The sequence below is a fragment of the Streptomyces sp. NPDC002176 genome (assembly GCF_044903645.1).
GTDB lineage: Bacteria > Actinomycetota > Actinomycetes > Streptomycetales > Streptomycetaceae > Streptomyces.
This window is the reverse complement of the sequence record NZ_JBJDQW010000004.1, coordinates 675,292-691,181: the sequence shown is the minus strand read 5'-3', so window position 1 is coordinate 691,181 and position 15,890 is coordinate 675,292. Positions and strand designations below refer to the sequence as shown.

Annotated in this window: 12 protein-coding genes; 8 read left to right on the top strand and 4 right to left on the bottom strand. The window is 71.8% G+C overall.

From position 1 onward, the window contains the following. Positions 1–20 precede the first annotated feature (20 nt). Positions 21–1,463, bottom strand: a complete 1,443-nt coding sequence (gene purB, locus ACI2LY_RS22310) for an adenylosuccinate lyase (RefSeq protein WP_393593533.1) — start codon at positions 1,461–1,463, stop codon at positions 21–23. A gap of 132 nt (positions 1,464–1,595) precedes the next feature. Here purB and ACI2LY_RS22305 point away from each other — a divergent pair, with 132 nt between their 5' ends. Next, positions 1,596–2,516: an NAD-dependent protein deacetylase gene (locus ACI2LY_RS22305; RefSeq protein WP_404708680.1), complete on the top strand. Its 921-nt coding sequence runs from the start codon at positions 1,596–1,598 to the stop codon at positions 2,514–2,516. Here the strand turns inward: ACI2LY_RS22305 and ACI2LY_RS22300 are convergent. Both ACI2LY_RS22300 and ACI2LY_RS22295 read right to left on the bottom strand, forming a co-directional pair. Beyond that, a complete protein-coding gene (locus tag ACI2LY_RS22300; protein WP_404708679.1) occupies positions 2,506–4,068 on the bottom strand; it encodes an endo-1,3-beta-xylanase in 1,563 nt (520 codons plus the stop codon). The two genes, ACI2LY_RS22305 and ACI2LY_RS22300, sit on opposite strands and share 11 nt — an antisense overlap. A 215-nt stretch (positions 4,069–4,283) precedes the next feature. Then, entirely contained in the window at positions 4,284–5,339 is a 1,056-nt protein-coding gene (locus tag ACI2LY_RS22295) for a LacI family DNA-binding transcriptional regulator (protein ID WP_404708678.1), read from the bottom strand. 225 nt (positions 5,340–5,564) lie between these two features. Between ACI2LY_RS22295 and ACI2LY_RS22290 the strand changes: the two genes are divergently transcribed. Genes ACI2LY_RS22290 through ACI2LY_RS22260 form a run of 7 tightly spaced genes read left to right on the top strand, consistent with a single transcriptional unit; the run spans position 5,565 to position 15,002 of the window. Then, positions 5,565–6,869 carry an extracellular solute-binding protein gene (locus ACI2LY_RS22290; protein WP_404708677.1) on the top strand — a complete coding sequence of 435 codons (1,305 nt, stop codon included), beginning with the start codon at positions 5,565–5,567 and terminating at the stop codon, positions 6,867–6,869. Then, positions 6,866–7,753, top strand: coding sequence for a carbohydrate ABC transporter permease (locus ACI2LY_RS22285; protein ID WP_393915614.1), 888 nt, complete (start codon positions 6,866–6,868; stop codon positions 7,751–7,753). Before ACI2LY_RS22290 ends, ACI2LY_RS22285 begins: the two co-directional genes overlap by 4 nt. Beyond that, positions 7,753–8,577 (top strand): carbohydrate ABC transporter permease, encoded by an 825-nt coding sequence (locus ACI2LY_RS22280; RefSeq protein WP_404708676.1) that lies wholly within the window; start codon positions 7,753–7,755, stop codon positions 8,575–8,577. The genes ACI2LY_RS22285 and ACI2LY_RS22280 overlap by 1 nt, the downstream gene beginning before the upstream one ends. Before the next feature lie 28 nt (positions 8,578–8,605). Continuing rightward, positions 8,606–10,255, top strand: a complete 1,650-nt coding sequence (locus ACI2LY_RS22275; protein ID WP_404708675.1) for a glycoside hydrolase family 43 protein — start codon at positions 8,606–8,608, stop codon at positions 10,253–10,255. A gap of 28 nt (positions 10,256–10,283) precedes the next feature. Next, a complete protein-coding gene (locus ACI2LY_RS22270; RefSeq protein WP_404708674.1) occupies positions 10,284–11,540 on the top strand; it encodes a hypothetical protein in 1,257 nt (418 codons plus the stop codon). Between the two features lie 13 nt (positions 11,541–11,553). Further along, complete coding sequence (locus ACI2LY_RS22265; RefSeq protein WP_404708673.1) at positions 11,554–13,794, top strand: CBM35 domain-containing protein; 2,241 nt, start codon at positions 11,554–11,556, stop codon at positions 13,792–13,794. A 14-nt stretch (positions 13,795–13,808) separates the two neighbouring features. Then, positions 13,809–15,002 carry an RICIN domain-containing protein gene (locus ACI2LY_RS22260; protein WP_404708672.1) on the top strand — a complete coding sequence of 398 codons (1,194 nt, stop codon included), beginning with the start codon at positions 13,809–13,811 and terminating at the stop codon, positions 15,000–15,002. A 69-nt stretch (positions 15,003–15,071) separates the two neighbouring features. Here ACI2LY_RS22260 and ACI2LY_RS22255 read toward each other — a convergent pair whose 3' ends face one another. Next, complete coding sequence (locus tag ACI2LY_RS22255; protein ID WP_404708671.1) at positions 15,072–15,872, bottom strand: SGNH/GDSL hydrolase family protein; 801 nt, start codon at positions 15,870–15,872, stop codon at positions 15,072–15,074. Positions 15,873–15,890 lie beyond the last annotated feature (18 nt).

The following is a 15,890-nucleotide window of genomic DNA, read 5'->3' as shown; positions in this document are numbered from 1 at the left end:
TTCCGCCTGGCTGAAGGAGGTCAGAGGATCGCTCCGGGGGTGTAACCGGCCGCCTCCGGGCGCTGCTTGGCGATCTCCTCGATCCGGCCCACGACCACACCGACCTGGTCGGCGGCGGCGCCCGTGAAGGAGAGCTTGTCCGCCATCAGCGCGGCCAGCTGCTCGCGGTCCAGCGGCAGCCGGTCGTCGGCGGCGAGCTTGTCCAGCAGGTCGTTGCGCTCGGCGCCCTGCTCCCGCATGGCGAGCGCGGTGGCCACCGCGTTCTCCTTGATCGCCTCGTGCGCGACCTCGCGGCCCACGCCCGCGCGCACCGCGCCCATCAGCACCTTGGTGGTGGCGAGGAACGGCAGGTAGCGGTCCAGCTCGCGGGCGACGACGGCCGGGAAGGCGCCGAACTCGTCGAGCACGGTCAGGAACGTCTCCAGCAGGCCGTCCAGCGCGAAGAACGCGTCCGGCAGCGCGACCCGGCGCACCACCGAACAGGACACGTCGCCCTCGTTCCACTGGTCGCCCGCCAGCTCGCCGGTCATCGAGGCGTAGCCGCGCAGGATCACCATCAGGCCGTTGACGCGCTCGCAGGAGCGGGTGTTCATCTTGTGCGGCATCGCGGACGAGCCGACCTGGCCCGGCTTGAAGCCCTCGGTGACCAGCTCGTGCCCGGCCATCAGCCGGACCGTCTTGGCCAGCGAGGACGGCGCCGCCGCCAGCTGCACCAGCGCGGTGACGACCTCGTAGTCCAGCGAGCGCGGGTAGACCTGGCCGACCGAGGTGAACGCCTGGCCGAAGCCCAGGTGGTGGGCGATGCGCTGCTCCAGCTCGGCCAGCTTGGCCGCGTCCCCGCCCAGCAGGTCCAGCATGTCCTGCGCGGTGCCGACCGGGCCCTTGATGCCGCGCAGCGGGTAGCGGCCCAGCAGCTCGTCGACCCGGCCGTAGGCCACCAGCAGCTCGTCGGCGGCGGTGGCGAAGCGCTTGCCCAGGGTGGTGGCCTGCGCGGCCACGTTGTGCGAGCGCCCGGCCATGACCAGCTCGGCGTACTCGCCGGAGAGCCTGCCGAGGCGGGCCAGCACGGCCACCGCGCGGTCGCGGACCAGCTCCAGGGAAAGCCGGATCTGCAGCTGCTCGACATTCTCGGTGAGGTCGCGCGAGGTCATGCCCTTGTGGACGTGCTCGTGCCCGGCGAGGTCGTTGAACTCCTCGATCCGCGCCTTCACGTCGTGCCGGGTGACCTTCTCGCGCTCGGCGATGGAGGCCAGGTCCACGGTGTCGAGGACGCGCTCGTAGTCGGCGATCGCCTCGTCCGGCACCTCGATGCCCAGGTCCTTCTGGGCACGCAGCACGGCGAGCCAGAGCTGCCGCTCCAGCCTCACCTTCTGCTCGGGCGACCAGAGCGTGGCGAGCTCGGCGGAGGCGTACCGTCCGGCGAGGACGTTGGGGATGCGGGGCTTGACGGGCGCTGAAGTCACGTGGACCGAGTGTACTGGCGATTCGTGCAGGCCAGCGTCGCGGGGCGGCTCGGAGGAAGCTACAAGGCGCGCGAGGCGGGCAGCGAAGACGCGCCGGGCGGGCACCGGGGGCGCGTTCCTTACTCTTGCAGTATGCGCATGCGTCCTACGTTGAGCTGGACCCCGAGCGGGGAGCTGCCGCCGGGCATCACTGATCCGGAGCCGGTCGTCGAGGCGCTGGGCGCGGGCGGGGTGCTCGTCCTCAGCGGGGCGGGCATCTCCACGGAGTCCGGCATCCCCGACTACCGGGGCGAGGGCGGGAGCCTGAGTCGGCACACCCCGATGACCTACCAGGACTTCACCGCCGGACCCCAGGCCCGGCGCCGGTACTGGGCCCGCAGCCACCTCGGCTGGCGCACCTTCGGCCGGGCCCGCCCCAACGCCGGGCACCGGGCGGTCGCCGCGTTCGGACGGCACGGCCTGCTCTCGGGCGTGATCACGCAGAACGTCGACGGCCTGCACCAGGCGGCCGGGAGCGAGGACGTGGTGGAACTCCACGGCAGCCTCGACCGTGTCGTCTGCCTCTCCTGCGGCGACGTCAGCGCCCGCCGCGTCCTCGCCGCGCGCCTGGAGGAGGCGAACCCCGGCTTCGACCCGGTGGCCGCCGGGATCAACCCGGACGGCGACGCCGACCTCACCGACGACCAGGTCGGGGACTTCCGCGTCCTGCCCTGCACGGTCTGCGGCGGCGTTCTCAAGCCGGACGTGGTGTTCTTCGGCGAGTCCGTCCCGGTCCCGAGGGTCGAGCACTGCCGCGCCCTGGTCCACGAGGCGGCCGCGCTGCTGGTGCTGGGCTCCTCGCTGACGGTGATGTCCGGGCTCCGCTTCGTCCGCCAGGCGGCCAAGGCCGGGAAGCCGGTGCTCGTCGTCAACCTGGACCCGACCCGGGGCGACGTCCACGCCCGCGCACGGGTCGCCCTCCCGCTGGGCCCCGCCCTCACCACCGTCGCCGACCGGCTCGGCGTCGCCCTAGGGGAGGCGACGCCGGCCGACGGCGCCGGACTCAGCCGGTGAAGGAGTAGGTCTGCGTGGTGATCTGGTACGTCTGCGTAGTGGGCTGGTAGTCGAAGGAGTACGTGAGCGTGTGCCCGGCGGCCACCCTGACCGGTAGTTCCCAGCGGCCGGTGGAGCTGTTGTAGGTGGCCATGTAGTTCAGCGTGCTGCCGCCGTCGATGGCGTAGTGGACCGCGACGAAGGACTCCGCGCCCGTCGTGGGCTTGAACCAGATCGTGCGGCCGCCGTCGCCGCCGGTGGCCACCCCCTGGGTGTAGTCACCGGCCGGGGGCGGTGTGGTCGGGGGCGGTGTCGTGCCCCCGCCCGTGCAGGACCCGCTGGCGCCGCCGACGAAGTAGCACTTGCGCAGCTCACCCAGGAAGCTGTCCCGGACGGCCGGGTTCGCCTGGATACGGGAGTCGCCCCAGTAGCCGTTGGCGCAGCCGGGACCGCCCGCCGCGGCGCCGTCGGCGCACTGCCACTGGGTCTGGGAGTCCCAGTTGGTGTTGATGTACGCGGCGACCCGGACGACGTCCCGGTTGGCCTCGATCCAGGACCAGTAGCCCGCGTACCACTCGTTCAGCAGTGTGGCGGCGCTGGTGGCCTGCGGGCTCTTGCGCATGATGCAGCTCTTGGTCGGGGCGGAGGTGCTGTAGCCCTGCGGCGCGGCCTCCGCGACCATGACTGGCTTGCCGTGGGCGCGGCTGAAGTCGAGGACCCGGTTCTGCAGCGTGACGGGGCTGATGTCGTACCGGCTGCAGCCCCACTGGGTGGCCAGGGAACCGGCGTTGTAGAAGTCGGAGAGCCCCACGTAGTCCACGTAACCGTCACCGGGGTACCAGGGGTTCAGGTGGTTCGGGTCGGTGACCGTGTAGTGGTACTCGGGATGGTCCGGCGAGGTGTTCAGCGGCCAGGCGGCGGTCTGCCAGACGGTGGCGACCTTCGTGGCGCCGAGCGCGTCGATGCGGCCCTTGACGTACTGGAACGCCTGCTTGAAGTAGTCGCTGTTGTAGCAGTTCCACGGCCCGTCGAACTCGTAGCCGATCCGCAGGAACACCGGGCGGTTCCAGGTCTTGAACTGGTTCAGCAGCCGGTCGAGGTCGCCCCGGTACTGCTGGGTGAGCTGCGGGGTGATGTCGGCGTCGGTGCGGCCGATGAGGGCCCGGAGCGGCTTGTTGACGCAGCCCGAGGTGGCGTCGGACAGGTAGAGGCCGACGGCGAGGGACGCGCCCGGGTACTGGGAGAGCGTCCTGCCGAAGTCGACCGTGCCGCTGCCCCAGTTCGCCGGGGAGAACACACCGGCCAGCGGCGCCGGGCTGCCGCCCTCGACGAGGTTGGTGTAGAGCGTGACGCCGCCGGGTCTCGGGGCGCCCAGCGCGCTGTTGTCGAGGACCTGCGTCTTGTAGTCGGACAGGGTGTCGGAGTCCTGGCCCATGACGGGCAGGATTCTGCCGTCGGCGGGCAGGTTGCGGGCGGTCAGGGCCGCGATGGGTGCGGTGGGCGTGGTGGTTCCGGTCGCCGTGCCCGTGGTGAGCAGGGCGAGTACGGCGGCCAGTGAGGCGGTGGATGCCACGAGGGCGGCGCGAAGTCTCAAGGCGGATCTCCCCGGCGGTGGATGCGGTGGGGGTGCGGGTGCCGTGACCGGCACGGTGCGCTGGCGCATGCTGTGCGTGCGAGAAGAGGTTCCGAGAATCGGAAACTATCCGTCAGTTTCCGATCCGGAACCGTAGAAGCGCACCGGGGACACGTCAATGCCCCGACCGGATCGCCCTGTGGCGCCGCCTCGGATCAGTGGGCCGGAGGGTGGCCGGTGCTCTGCCGTTCGACGAGGGTGGTGGCCAGCTCCAGGCGGCGCATCCCGCCGGGCAGCACCTCGTCGACGCCCCGCAGGACGATGCGCGCGGCCATGGTGGCCATGTCGCTGAGCGGCTGGCGCACGGTGGTCAGCGGCGGGGACGCCCAGGAGGCGACGGGCAGGTCGTCGAAGCCGACGACGCTGATGTCCCGCCCGACCTGCAGCCCGGCGCGGCGGACCGCGTCGTAGGCGCCGAGCGCCTGGAGGTCGCTGCTGGCGAAGATCGCGGTGGGCGGCTCGGGCAGCGCGAGCAGGTGCTCGGCGCCGGTGATGCCGGTCCCGTGGTGGAAGTCGCCGCGCACCTCCAGCCGGGGGTCCACGCCGATCCCGGCGCTCTCCAGGGCGGCGCGGTAGCCGTCGAGGCGGGCGCGGGCGCTGAGGACGTCCTCGGGGCCGGTGATCACGCCGATCCGGCGGTGGCCGAGGCCGAGCAGGTGCTGGGTCGCGGCGAGGCCGCCGTGCCAGTTGGTCGCGCCGACCGACGGGATGGAGGCGTCGGGGTTGCCGACCGGGTCGATGACGACCAGCGGGACGCCCAGCTCCTGGATCTTGCGCCGCTGGGCCTCGGCCAGGACCGTGACGGCCAGGATGACGCCGTCGCTGCCCCGCTTGGTGAGGTTGTCCAGCCAGCGCAGGGTGTCCGCGGGCCTGCCGTGCACGGCGGTGACCACCAGACCGGTGTCGTGCTGGGCGGCGGCCTCCTGGACCCCGCGCACCACCTCGACCGACCAGGGGCTGTCCAGCTCGTTGATGACCAGGTCGATCAGCCCGACGGTGTGGGTCGGACGGCTGCGGCGCCGCACGTAGTTGTGGCTCTCCAGCAGCGACTCGACGCGCTGCCGGGTGGCGTCGGCGACATGCGCGTGGCCGTTGAGGACCTTGGAGACCGTCGCCACCGACACCCCCGCCTCACGGGCGATCTCCGCGATCGTCACGCGGGCGCCGGAACCGGTGCTCTCGGGCATGGACGTGCGGTCGGTCTCGGCCACGGGGCACCTCGCTGCTGTCGACGGTCGCGGCCAGCGTAGAGGACGCCGTGGAAAGTTTCCGTGGCCCGGAGCCCTGACGCCCCGCCTTCACCCGTGATGCCACTGTTACTTACCGAAGCGTTGACGCCGACCGTTCGAAATCCTACGTTCCCTGTCGCGGAAACTATCGTTAGTTTCGTTCGAGTGGGGCCGTGGTCGCACGGCTCCTCGGAGGAGCTCGTCACGATGAAGCGCGCACTGATCCTCAGAACGGCCCCCCTGGTGACGGCCATCGTCCTCGCTCTCACGGCGACCGCGTGCGGCAGCGGCGGTCCGGGCGGCGGGGGAGCGGGGCCCGGCAAGGTCACCGTCTGGTCCCTCCAGGACACGGCGCTGAACCCGGTGCAGAAGAGATCGGTCAGCGCCTTCAACGCCTCCGCCGAGGGCACCGAGGCGTCGATCCAGTTCTTCGTCAACGACCCCTACAAGCAGAAGCTCCAGACCGCGCTGGGCTCACCCGCCGCGCCGGACGTCTTCCTCAACTGGGGCGGCGGCAACCTCTCCACCTATGTGAAGTCCGGCGACGCCGCCGATCTCGGCAGCGGCCTCTCCCCGTCCTTCAAGGCGAAGTTCCTGCCGAGCGTGCTGGCCGCCGGAACGATCGACGGCAAGAGCTACGGCGTACCGATGGAGGGCATGCAGCCGGTCGCCCTGTTCACCAACAAGGACGTCCTCGCCGCGGCCGGTGTCGCCCACCCGCCCAAGTCCTGGACGGAGTTGCTGGACGCCGTCGACCGGATGAAGGCCAAGGGCGTCACCCCGATCGCGCTGGCCGGCTCCCAGCCCTGGACCGAACTGATGTGGCTGGAGTACCTGTTGGACCGCGTCGGCGGCCCCCAGGTCTTCGCCCGCATCCAGGACGGCAGCCCCGGCGCCTGGAAGGACCCCGCGGTACGCACCGCGCTCACCATGATCCGCCAGCTGGTCGACCGGGGCGCCTTCGGCACCAACTACGGTTCGGTGGGCCAGGATTCGGGTGGCGCCGACGCCCTGCTCGCCAAGGGGCGCGCCGGGATGGAGCTGATGGGCTCGTGGGAGTACGCGGGCCAGCTCGCCACCGCCCCGGACTTCGTGCAGCAGGGCAAGCTCGGCTGGACGACGTTCCCGACCGTCCCCGACGGCAAGGGCGACCCGCGCAATGTCGTCGGCAACCCCTCCAACTTCTTCTCCGTCACCGCCAAGTCCCGTGACCGGGACGCGGCCGTCGGCTTCATCACCGACACCGTCACCCGGCCCGCCTACGTCAAGGACCTCATCGCCATCGGCCAGGTCCCGGCCATCGTCGGCATCGAGGACGAGCTGGAGTCCGGCCCGAACGCCGACTACACCACCTTCGTCTACCAACTGGTCAAGCAGGCAACGTCCTTCACCCAGTCCTGGGACCAGGCACTGGACCCGGCCACCGCCCAGAAGCTGCTGACCAACCTCCAGCGGGTGTTCAACAAGCAATCCACGCCCCGCCAGTTCGTCTCAGCCATGGAAGCCGGATGAGAACCCCCGCCTCCGGACGGCCCGGCGCGCTCTGGGCCGTCCCCGCCCTCCTCTACTTCGCCCTGTTCGCCGTCGTGCCCATGGCCCTGGTCGTGGTCCTGAGCTTCTGCTCGTGGAGCGGCCTCGGCAGCCCGTCCTGGGCCGGGACGGCCAACTGGGCCCGCCTGACGCACGATCCGCAGCTCGGCCAGTCGCTGCGCCTCACCCTGCTGCTGACCGCGGTCACCTGGGCCGCGCAGACCCTGATCTGCCTGCCGCTCGGCGTCTGGTGCGCCGGTCACCAGCGCGGCCGGGCCGTACTGAGCACGCTCTTCTTCCTCCCGCTGCTGATGTCCACCGCCGCGGTCGCCCTGCTCTTCGCCGCCCTGCTGGACCCCAACTTCGGTCTGGCGCACACCGTCGGCCCCTGGCTGGGGGTCGGCGACGGCAACTTCATCGGCAGCCCCCGCCTGGCGCTGTGGACGATCATGGCCGTCATCACCTGGCAGTTCGTACCGTTCCACACCCTGCTCTACCAGGCCGCCGCCCGCCAGGTGCCCGCCCAGCTCTACGAGGCGGCCACCATCGACGGCGCCGGGCGCTGGCGGCAGTTCTTCTCCGTCACCCTGCCCCAGCTGAGGGACACCGTCGTCACCTCGTCGGTGCTCATCCTGGTCGGCTCGCTGACGTACTTCGACATCGTGCTCATCCTCACCAACGGCGGCCCCGGCACCGCCACCCGCATCCTGCCGCTGCACATGTACCTGACCGGGTTCAGCAGCTTCGACATGGGCTACGCGAGCGTCCTCGCCGTGCTGCTGCTGGTCACCGGCACCACGCTGTCCCTGGTGGTCGTCCGCGTCACCGGCTTCGGGCGCATGACCAGCCGCCGGGAAGGACTGTGATGGCCGCCCGGACCCCCGACCGGCTCGGCGGCCTGGGAGCCGGGATCTGGCTGGTGATCGTGGCCGTGCCGCTCTACTACGTGGTGGCCTCCAGCCTCCGCGAGAAGAGCGACTACCTGGACTCCGGCCCCCTGTCCCCGCCGCACCACCCCGTGCTGTCCAACTACCGCACCGTGCTGGACTCCGGTTTCGCCACCTACCTGTGGAACAGCCTCCTGGTCACCGTCTGCACGGTCGCCCTGGTCCTCGCCCTGGCGCTGCCCGCCGCCTACGCGATCGTCCGCGGCCGCAGCCGGTTCGTAGGGCTCGGCTTCTCGGCGCTGCTGATGGGCCTGGCCATCCCGGCGCAGGCCACCATCGTGCCCGTCTACCTGCTGATCACCCGGCTGCACACCTACGACACCCTCACCGCGATCGTCCTGCCCACCGCCGCCTTCTCCCTGCCGATGGCGGTCCTGGTCCTCACCTCGACCCTGCGGGACATCCCCGGCGAGCTGTACGAGGCGATGACCGTGGACGGCGCGAACGCCACCCACACCTTCCGCGCCCTGGTGCTGCCCCTGACCCGGCCCGGCCTGGTCACCATCGGTATCTACACCTCGCTCGGCGCCTGGAACGGCTTCATCTTCCCGCTGGTCCTCACCCAGAGCGACGCCCGCCGCACCGCGACGCTCGGCCTGTGGAACTACCAGGGCCAGCAGGGCGGCGTCGACGTCCCCGCGACCATGGCCGCCGTCGTCCTGTCCCTGCTGCCGCTGCTCGTCGCCTACCTCTTCGGCCGCCGCCAGCTGCTCGGCGGCCTGACCGCCGGTTTCGGCAAGTGACTCCCGCAGCCCGCCCGGAAAGGCATCCATGACCACCGGAGCCACCACCTCCGCCACCCCGTCCGCGTCCCGCGCCGGACAGCCCGCCACCATCACCAACCCGGTGCTGCCCGGCTTCCACCCCGACCCCTCCCTCCTGCGCGTCGGCGACGACTACTACCTGGCCACCTCGACCTTCGAATGGTGCCCCGGCGTCCGTATCCACCACTCCCGCGACCTCGTCCACTGGCGCCCGCTGCCCGGCGCGCTGGGGGAGCGCCGACTGCTGGACCTCGCCGGGGTCCCGGACTCCGGCGGGGTGTGGGCGCCCTGCCTGTCGTACGCGCACGGGCTGTTCCACCTGGTCTTCACCCGCGTGGACAACCACCACGGCGGCTGGTGGGACGCGCAGAACCTCGTCACCACCGCACCCACCGCCGAGGGGCCCTGGTCCGACCCGGTGCCGGTGCACGCCCGCGGCTTCGACCCGTCGCTGTTCCACGACGAGGACGGCCGCTGCTGGATGCTGTCGCTGACCGGCGACTGGCGCCCGCGCCGCGACCCGTTCGCCGGTATCCAGGCCCAGCGCTGGGACTGCGCCACCGGCCGCCTCACCGGCGAGGTCCGCACCATCTTCCACGGCACCGGGGCGGGCGTCACCGAGGGCCCCCACCTGTACCGGCGCGACGGCTTCTACTACCTGATGACCGCCGAGGGCGGCACGTCCTACGACCACCAGGTCACCGTCGCCCGCTCCCGCACCCTGCTCGGCCCGTACGAACCCGACCCGGCCGGACCCACCCTCACCTCGCGGGGCCGCCCCCACCTCCCGCTGCAGAAGGCCGGTCACGGCAGCCTGGTCGAGACGCAGACCGGCGAGTGGTACCTCGCCCACCTCACCGGCCGCCCCGGCACCCCGCTCGGCCGGTGCGTCCTCGGCCGCGAGACCGCCCTCCAGCGGGTGGAGTGGTCGCCCGACGGCTGGCCGCGCGTCCCCGGCGGCATCCCCGCCGAGCACGTTCCCGCACCCCGGCTCCCCGCCCACCCCTTCCCGGCCCCGCCCGCCCGCGACGACTTCGACACCGCCCGGCTCGGCCCCTACTGGGCCACCCTGCGCCGCCCCGCCACCCCCGACTGGGCCGACCTGGCCGCCCGCCCCTCCCACCTCCGCCTGCACGGCGGCCAGTCACCGCGCGGCCTCCGCACCCCCAGCCTGGTCGCCCGGCGCGCCACCGCCCCGCACTGCTCCCTGGAGACCTCGGTCGAGTTCGCCCCCGCCACCACCCGCCAACTCGCCGGTGTCACCGCGTACTACGACAGCCGCGACTGGCACTACGCCTACCTCACCCGCGACGACCAGGGCCGCCGGGTGCTGGCGCTGCTCACCTGCGACGACGGTGAGCGGCTGGAGGGCCCCACGCTGGAGCTGCCCGACAGCGGGCCCGTCGGCCTGCGGGTGACGCTGGACCTGCCCCGCGTCCGGTTCGAGTACCGCCTGCCGGAAGGGAGTTGGACGGCCCTCGGCGGTCCGCTGGACGCGACGATCCTGTCCGACGAGTACGCGGGCGAGAAGCAGGCCCCCGACGGCCGGGCCGCCAGCCCCGCCTTCACCGGCGCCTTCCTCGGCCTGTGGGTCCAGGACATCGGCGCCGACGGCGGGTACGCCGACTTCGACCACGCGACCTACCACGAGCACTGACTCCCCCCACCGCGCAAGGAGTTCCATCGTGCCCCTGTCGAAACGCCGCCCCACCGCCCTGCTCGCGGCCCTCCTCTGCGTCGTCGCCGCCCTCACCGCCGCCGCCCCGGCCACCCGCGCGGCGGCCCCAGCCCCGCGCGCCCTGCTCGTCGGCCAGGGCAACACCGGAGCCTGGAACGACCTGACCTCCGCCACCGGGGCGAACCCCCAGGGCGGTTCGGTCTACTACGGCGTCCGCGACGGCCGCTTCTCCGGCGCCTGCGGCAGCGGCTGCCAGAGCGACTACGCCTCGTTCCTCGCCGACCGGGGCAAGCAGATCGAGGTCGGCGTGAGCTGGAAGGACGACCCGCCCGGCTGGAACGGTGACAACGCCACCAAGCAGACCGCAGTCCAGCGGGCGACCGCCGACATCGCCGCGGGCCGGTACGACGGCCAGTTCGCGGCCCTTTCCTCCTTCATCGCCGCCCACCCCTCGGCCACCTTCCTCGTCCGCGTCGACTACGAGGTCAGCTCGGCCTTCTTCTGCACCAACGGCACCGACTGCGCCCCGTACCGGAACGCCTTCCGCCATGTCGCCCAGACCGTTCGGGCGCGCAGCGGGGCCGGGAGCCGGGTGCAGTTCGTCTACCACCCGGTGCGCGGGGAGTTCGACAAGCTCTATCCCGGCGACGACACCGTGGACTGGGTCGGCGTCAGCGTCTTCAACCAGGACCTGTGCCAGCCCTACCGGGAGAACGGCACCACCTACTGGAACGGCACCCAGGACACCGCCGCCCGCACCTGCTCCGGCTACTACGACGACTACGTCAACGGCAACGTCAACGCCATCCCGCACGGCTACCCGGTCGACCTCAACATCCTCCGGATGATGTGGTGGGCGAAGCAGCACCGCAAGCCGATGCTCGTCGCGGAGTCCGGCGTCCAGCGGATGTCCGACCGGCTGGCCTCCGACGGCACCCAGCCGGACGCCGACCACACCGCGTTCATGCAGCGGCTGCACACCCTGGTCACCTACCGGGGCCCGCTGCCCAACGGCGTCGTCGACGGCGCCCAGACCCGCTTCATCGGCACCGGCTACGACCTCTCCGACGTGGTGCGCGCCGTCACCTACATCAACATCGACTGGCGCTACGGCTTCGACGGCCAGACCTCGCCCGGCGCCCCCATGTCCGTACCTCCCTCCAGCGGCTGGCACGTCAACTCCCTGATCAGCCGCTACCCCCAGGGCCGCGCCGCCTTCTGCCGCATGCTGAGCGGCGACGGCTTCGCCACCACCTGCCGATGACCGAGGAGGACTCATGAGACACGCGACGTGGAAGGCAACGTGGAAGGCGGCGGTGACGGCGGGCTCGGTCCTGGGCGTGCTGCTGCCCACCGCGGCCCCGGCGGCCCCGACGACTCCGGCGACAGCGGCGGCCGCGGCGCCCCAGGTGATCACGGTGGACACCGGAGCGCAGAGCGGGCCGATGAAGAAGCCCGGGCTCGGTTCGCTGTTAGGGGTCGCCTCACAGCCCGACACCCCCGCCACCCTCGCCGGGCAGACGCAGAACCTCCTCGCTCAGCACGCGAGCGCGGACGGCGACACCACCTATCCGACCTCCACGGAGACCGTGGCGGGGAAGCTGTCCGGTACCGGAGTGCGGATGATCGTCCGCTACAACGACCTGATGGGCGGCTGGCCGTACGTCTGGAAGGGCATGAACGACTGGCTGTCCAAGGTGGACAGCGCGACGAGGTCGATACAGAAGTACCGCTCCCAGGTCTACGCGGTCGCCCCCTTCAACGAGCCGGACAACAAGCTCGGCACCTCGCCCGACAGCCCGTTCATGACCGACCCGCAGGTCCAGGGCGGCACCTACGACGCCAAGGTGAACTGGCTGTGGACGCAGACCGTGCGCCGCATCCGGGCCATCGACGCCACGGTCCCGATCACGGGACCCGGCTACGAGCACTACAACCCGTGGGAGTCCGCCGACCGGCAGCCGAGGATGCGCGCGTTCCTGGTCAACGCCATGCGGGACGGAACCGTCCCGGACATCATCGGCTGGCACAGCCTGGGCCCGAGCCCCGGTGACGTACCCGAGAACCTGACCCGCTACTACCGGCCGCTCGAGCGTGAACTCGGCCTGCCGGGCGCGCCGAAACCCGTGGTGATCGAGGAGTACGGCCCGGGCAGCGGCGACTTCGAGGGCGTGCCCGGAACGATGGTCAAGCACTGGGCGGAGTTCGCCCGTTACGGCGTCGACGCCGCGTCGATGGGCACGTACACGAACGTCGGGCTGCTGGGCAACACGCTCAGGCGCACGGCGGCGGGGCGGCTCGCACCGAACGCCGGGTGGTACTTCGAGAACTGGTACCAGCAGCTGCGGGGCACCCAACTGGCGGTCAGCCGCTGGGACACCCGGCACTACCAGGCCGCCGACGGAGTGGCCTCCTGGGACTCCGCCAGCCGCGCCGTGACCCTGCTGGCCGGGGGCGAGACGGGCGACCAGCAGGTACGGCTGCTGGGCCTCGCCGCCCGCGGTCTCGGCCCCCAGGTCCGGGTGCGGCTGGACCACGCGCACTGGACGGACGACCCGAACGCCACCGACCGCACCGTCGAACGCGCCGGGGACCCGCAGAGCGGCGGCTACAACATCCTCGACAAGACCATGACCCTGGACGGTTCCGGCAACCTGACCGTGCCGATCCAGGGCATGCGGCAGTACGACGGCTACCGCGTCACCGTCACCCCCACCGCGGCGCCCGCCTCCTACCCCACCAAGTACGAGGCCGAGAAGGCCCGCCTGACCGGCGCCGTGCTCCACACCGGCTCCGACACCGCGTGGGCCTCCGGCGGCGCGTACGTCGGCGGCCTGGACACGTCCGCGTCCTCGGCCGCCTTCACCGTCGACGCCCCGGCCGCGGGCATCTACACGATGGCCGTGCGCTACGCCAACGGCACCACGACGGACGCCACCCACCGGGTGACGGTCAACGGCCGCTACCAGCAGCCCGTCACCTACCCGCCGACGGGAGGCTGGCTCGACACCGAACCGCATCTCGTCCATACGCGCGTGCGGCTCGACGCGGGCCAGAACACCGTCACCCTGGCCAAGGGCACCGGCTACGCGGAGCTGGACTACATCGACGTCCGCCCCGACACCCACCGGTACGAAGCCGAACTCGCCGCCGTCACCGCGGCGCGCATCCGTCCCTTCGCCTACAACGCGTTCCCCGACTACGTCGGCGGCCTCGACCAGAGCGACAGCGCGGTCGACTTCGCCGTCCAGGCCCCGGCGGCCGGCACCTACCGCTTCACCGTCGGCTACGCCGACGGCACCACGGCACCGGCCACCCACCGGGTGACGGTCAACGGCCGCGACCAGCAGTCCATGACCTACCAGCCCACCGGCGCGTGGCTCGGCACGGCCGCCCAGGACCGGGTGGAGGCGCAGTCCTCGGTGCAGGTCACCCTCACCCAGGGCGTCAACCACATCCGCCTGGCCAAGGCCGACGGCTACGCCGAACTCGACTGGGCAGTGCTTTCCGCCGGCTGACACGAGGAGACCCGATGAACCTGTCCTTAACCCCCCTGCTCCGCCGCCTCACCGGCGTGCTGACCGTGCTGCTGCTGGGCGCCTCACTGGCTCTGGTACATCCCGGAACCGCCCATGCGGGCACCCGGATCTGCGACAAGTTCGGCAGCGCGACCATCGGCGGCGGCCGCTACATCGTGCAGAACAACGAGTGGGGTGACGACACCCCGCAGTGTCTCGACGTCACCGCCTCCGGCTTCGACATCACCACCGCGAGCCACAACGTCCCGACCAACGGCGCGCCCGCGGCCTACCCCTCGATCTACGCGGGCTGCCACTACGGCAACTGCACCTCCGGCAGCGGACTGCCCCTGAGAGTCAGCGACTTCGGCAACCCGCGGACCACCGTCGCCTACCACACCGCCGGTGGCTCGTGGGACGCCGCGTACGACGTCTGGTTCGACACCAGCCCCAACCCGGCGGGACAGAACAACGGCGCCGAGCTGATGATCTGGGGCAACCACGCCGGACCGCCCCAGCCGGCCGGCAGCAAGGTCGGCACCGCGAACCTCGCGGGCGCCACCTGGGACGTCTGGGAGGGCCGCCTGTCCAACGGCGGAATCTCCTGGAACGTCGTCTCCTACGTCCGGCAGCAGGGCACCAACAGCCTCGATGTCCGCATCAAGGACTTCACCAGCGACGTCATCGCCCGCGGCTACATGAGTTCCGCCTGGTACATGACCAGCGTGCAGTTCGGCTTCGAGCCGTGGGTCGGCGGTACCGGACTCGGTGTGGACAACTTCTCCTTCACCGCCGACGGAAGTGGCGGGGGAGGCGGCGGCACGGTCGTCGGCCGGGGCAGCGGGCGCTGCCTCGATGTCGACGCCGCGGGCACCGCCGACGGCGCCACCGTCCAGCTCTGGGACTGCAACGGCTCGGTCGCGCAGAAGTGGAACCGGGTGGGGAACACCTTCGTGAACCCGAACTCGGGCAAGTGCCTCGACGTCTCCGGTCAGCGCACCGCCAACGGCACGCCGGTCCAGCTCTGGACCTGCCTGAACAACCCGGCCCAGCAGTGGGTCACCAACGCCAACGGCACGATCGTCAACCCCAACTCGGGCAAGTGCCTGGACGCGGTCGGCCAGGGAACCGCCAACCGCACCCGCATCCAGATCTGGGACTGCTTCGCGGGCGGCACCCAGCCCAACCAGGTGTGGTCCCTGCGCTGAACCCCTGATCACCGTCCGCCGGTCCGGTCCGGCCCTTCCGGCCCGGCGGACGGTCCTGTGCCCGCGTTGCTACGCCCGGTCCTCCTGGATCAGCTCGTACGGCAGCAGGTCCGGGCGCTTGGCCGGGAGTCCGTCGCCGGAGGAGCGGCCGGTGAGGCGGCGGGCTATCCACGGCAGCAGGTACTGCCGGGTGAAGCGGACGTCCGCGACCCGGCGGTCCCGCCAGCCGGGCGGCGGGGTGGCCGCCATGGGGGTGCGCCACTCGGCGTCCTCCGCGTCGTGGCCGAGGGTCTGCCAGACCGCCTCCGCCACCCTGCGGTGTCCCTCGTGGGTCAGGTGCAGCCGGTCCACGTCCCACAGGCGCGGGTCGCCCAGCGAGGGCGCGCCGTACAGGTCGACCACCACCGCGTCGTGCTTGGCGGCCAGCTCGTCGACGCAGGCGAACAGCTCCTCCATGCGCGGCCGGAACCGGTCCAGCACCGGGCCCTGGCGGCCGGGGCTGCGCATCAGCACCAGCCGCTCGCAGTTCGGCGCCAGCGTCTCCACGGCCTCGGTCAGCAGGTCCCGTACCCGGACCATGTCGCACTTGGGCCGCAGGGTGTCGTTGAGGCCGCCGACCAGCGTGATCACGTCGGGGCGCATCGCGGCCGCGAGCGGGACCTGCTCATCCACGATCTGCTGGATCAGCTTGCCGCGCACCGCCAGGTTGGCGTACCGGAAGCCGGGGGTCCGGGCGGCCATCCGGGCCGCGAGGAGGTCCGCCCAGCCCCGGTAGGAGCCGTCGGGCAGCAGGTCCGACATGCCTTCGGTGAAGGAGTCGCCGACGGCGACGAGGCTGGTGTACGCGGGAGGTGTGGGATTCGTCTGCATGGCGACAGAGATGGTAAC

Bases quoted from the DNA above. Each gene is read 5' to 3' on its own strand.
- ACI2LY_RS22305 (WP_404708680.1), top strand. From the start codon at position 1,596: ATGCGCATGCGTCCTACGTTGAGCTGGACCCCGAGCGGGGAGCTGCCG.
- ACI2LY_RS22290 (WP_404708677.1), top strand. From the start codon at position 5,565: ATGAAGCGCGCACTGATCCTCAGAACGGCCCCCCTGGTGACGGCCATC.
- ACI2LY_RS22285 (WP_393915614.1), top strand. From the start codon at position 6,866: ATGAGAACCCCCGCCTCCGGACGGCCCGGCGCGCTCTGGGCCGTCCCC.
- ACI2LY_RS22280 (WP_404708676.1), top strand. From the start codon at position 7,753: ATGGCCGCCCGGACCCCCGACCGGCTCGGCGGCCTGGGAGCCGGGATC.
- ACI2LY_RS22275 (WP_404708675.1), top strand. From the start codon at position 8,606: ATGACCACCGGAGCCACCACCTCCGCCACCCCGTCCGCGTCCCGCGCC.
- ACI2LY_RS22265 (WP_404708673.1), top strand. From the start codon at position 11,554: ATGAGACACGCGACGTGGAAGGCAACGTGGAAGGCGGCGGTGACGGCG.
- ACI2LY_RS22260 (WP_404708672.1), top strand. From the start codon at position 13,809: ATGAACCTGTCCTTAACCCCCCTGCTCCGCCGCCTCACCGGCGTGCTG.
- ACI2LY_RS22255 (WP_404708671.1), bottom strand. From the start codon at position 15,872: ATGCAGACGAATCCCACACCTCCCGCGTACACCAGCCTCGTCGCCGTC.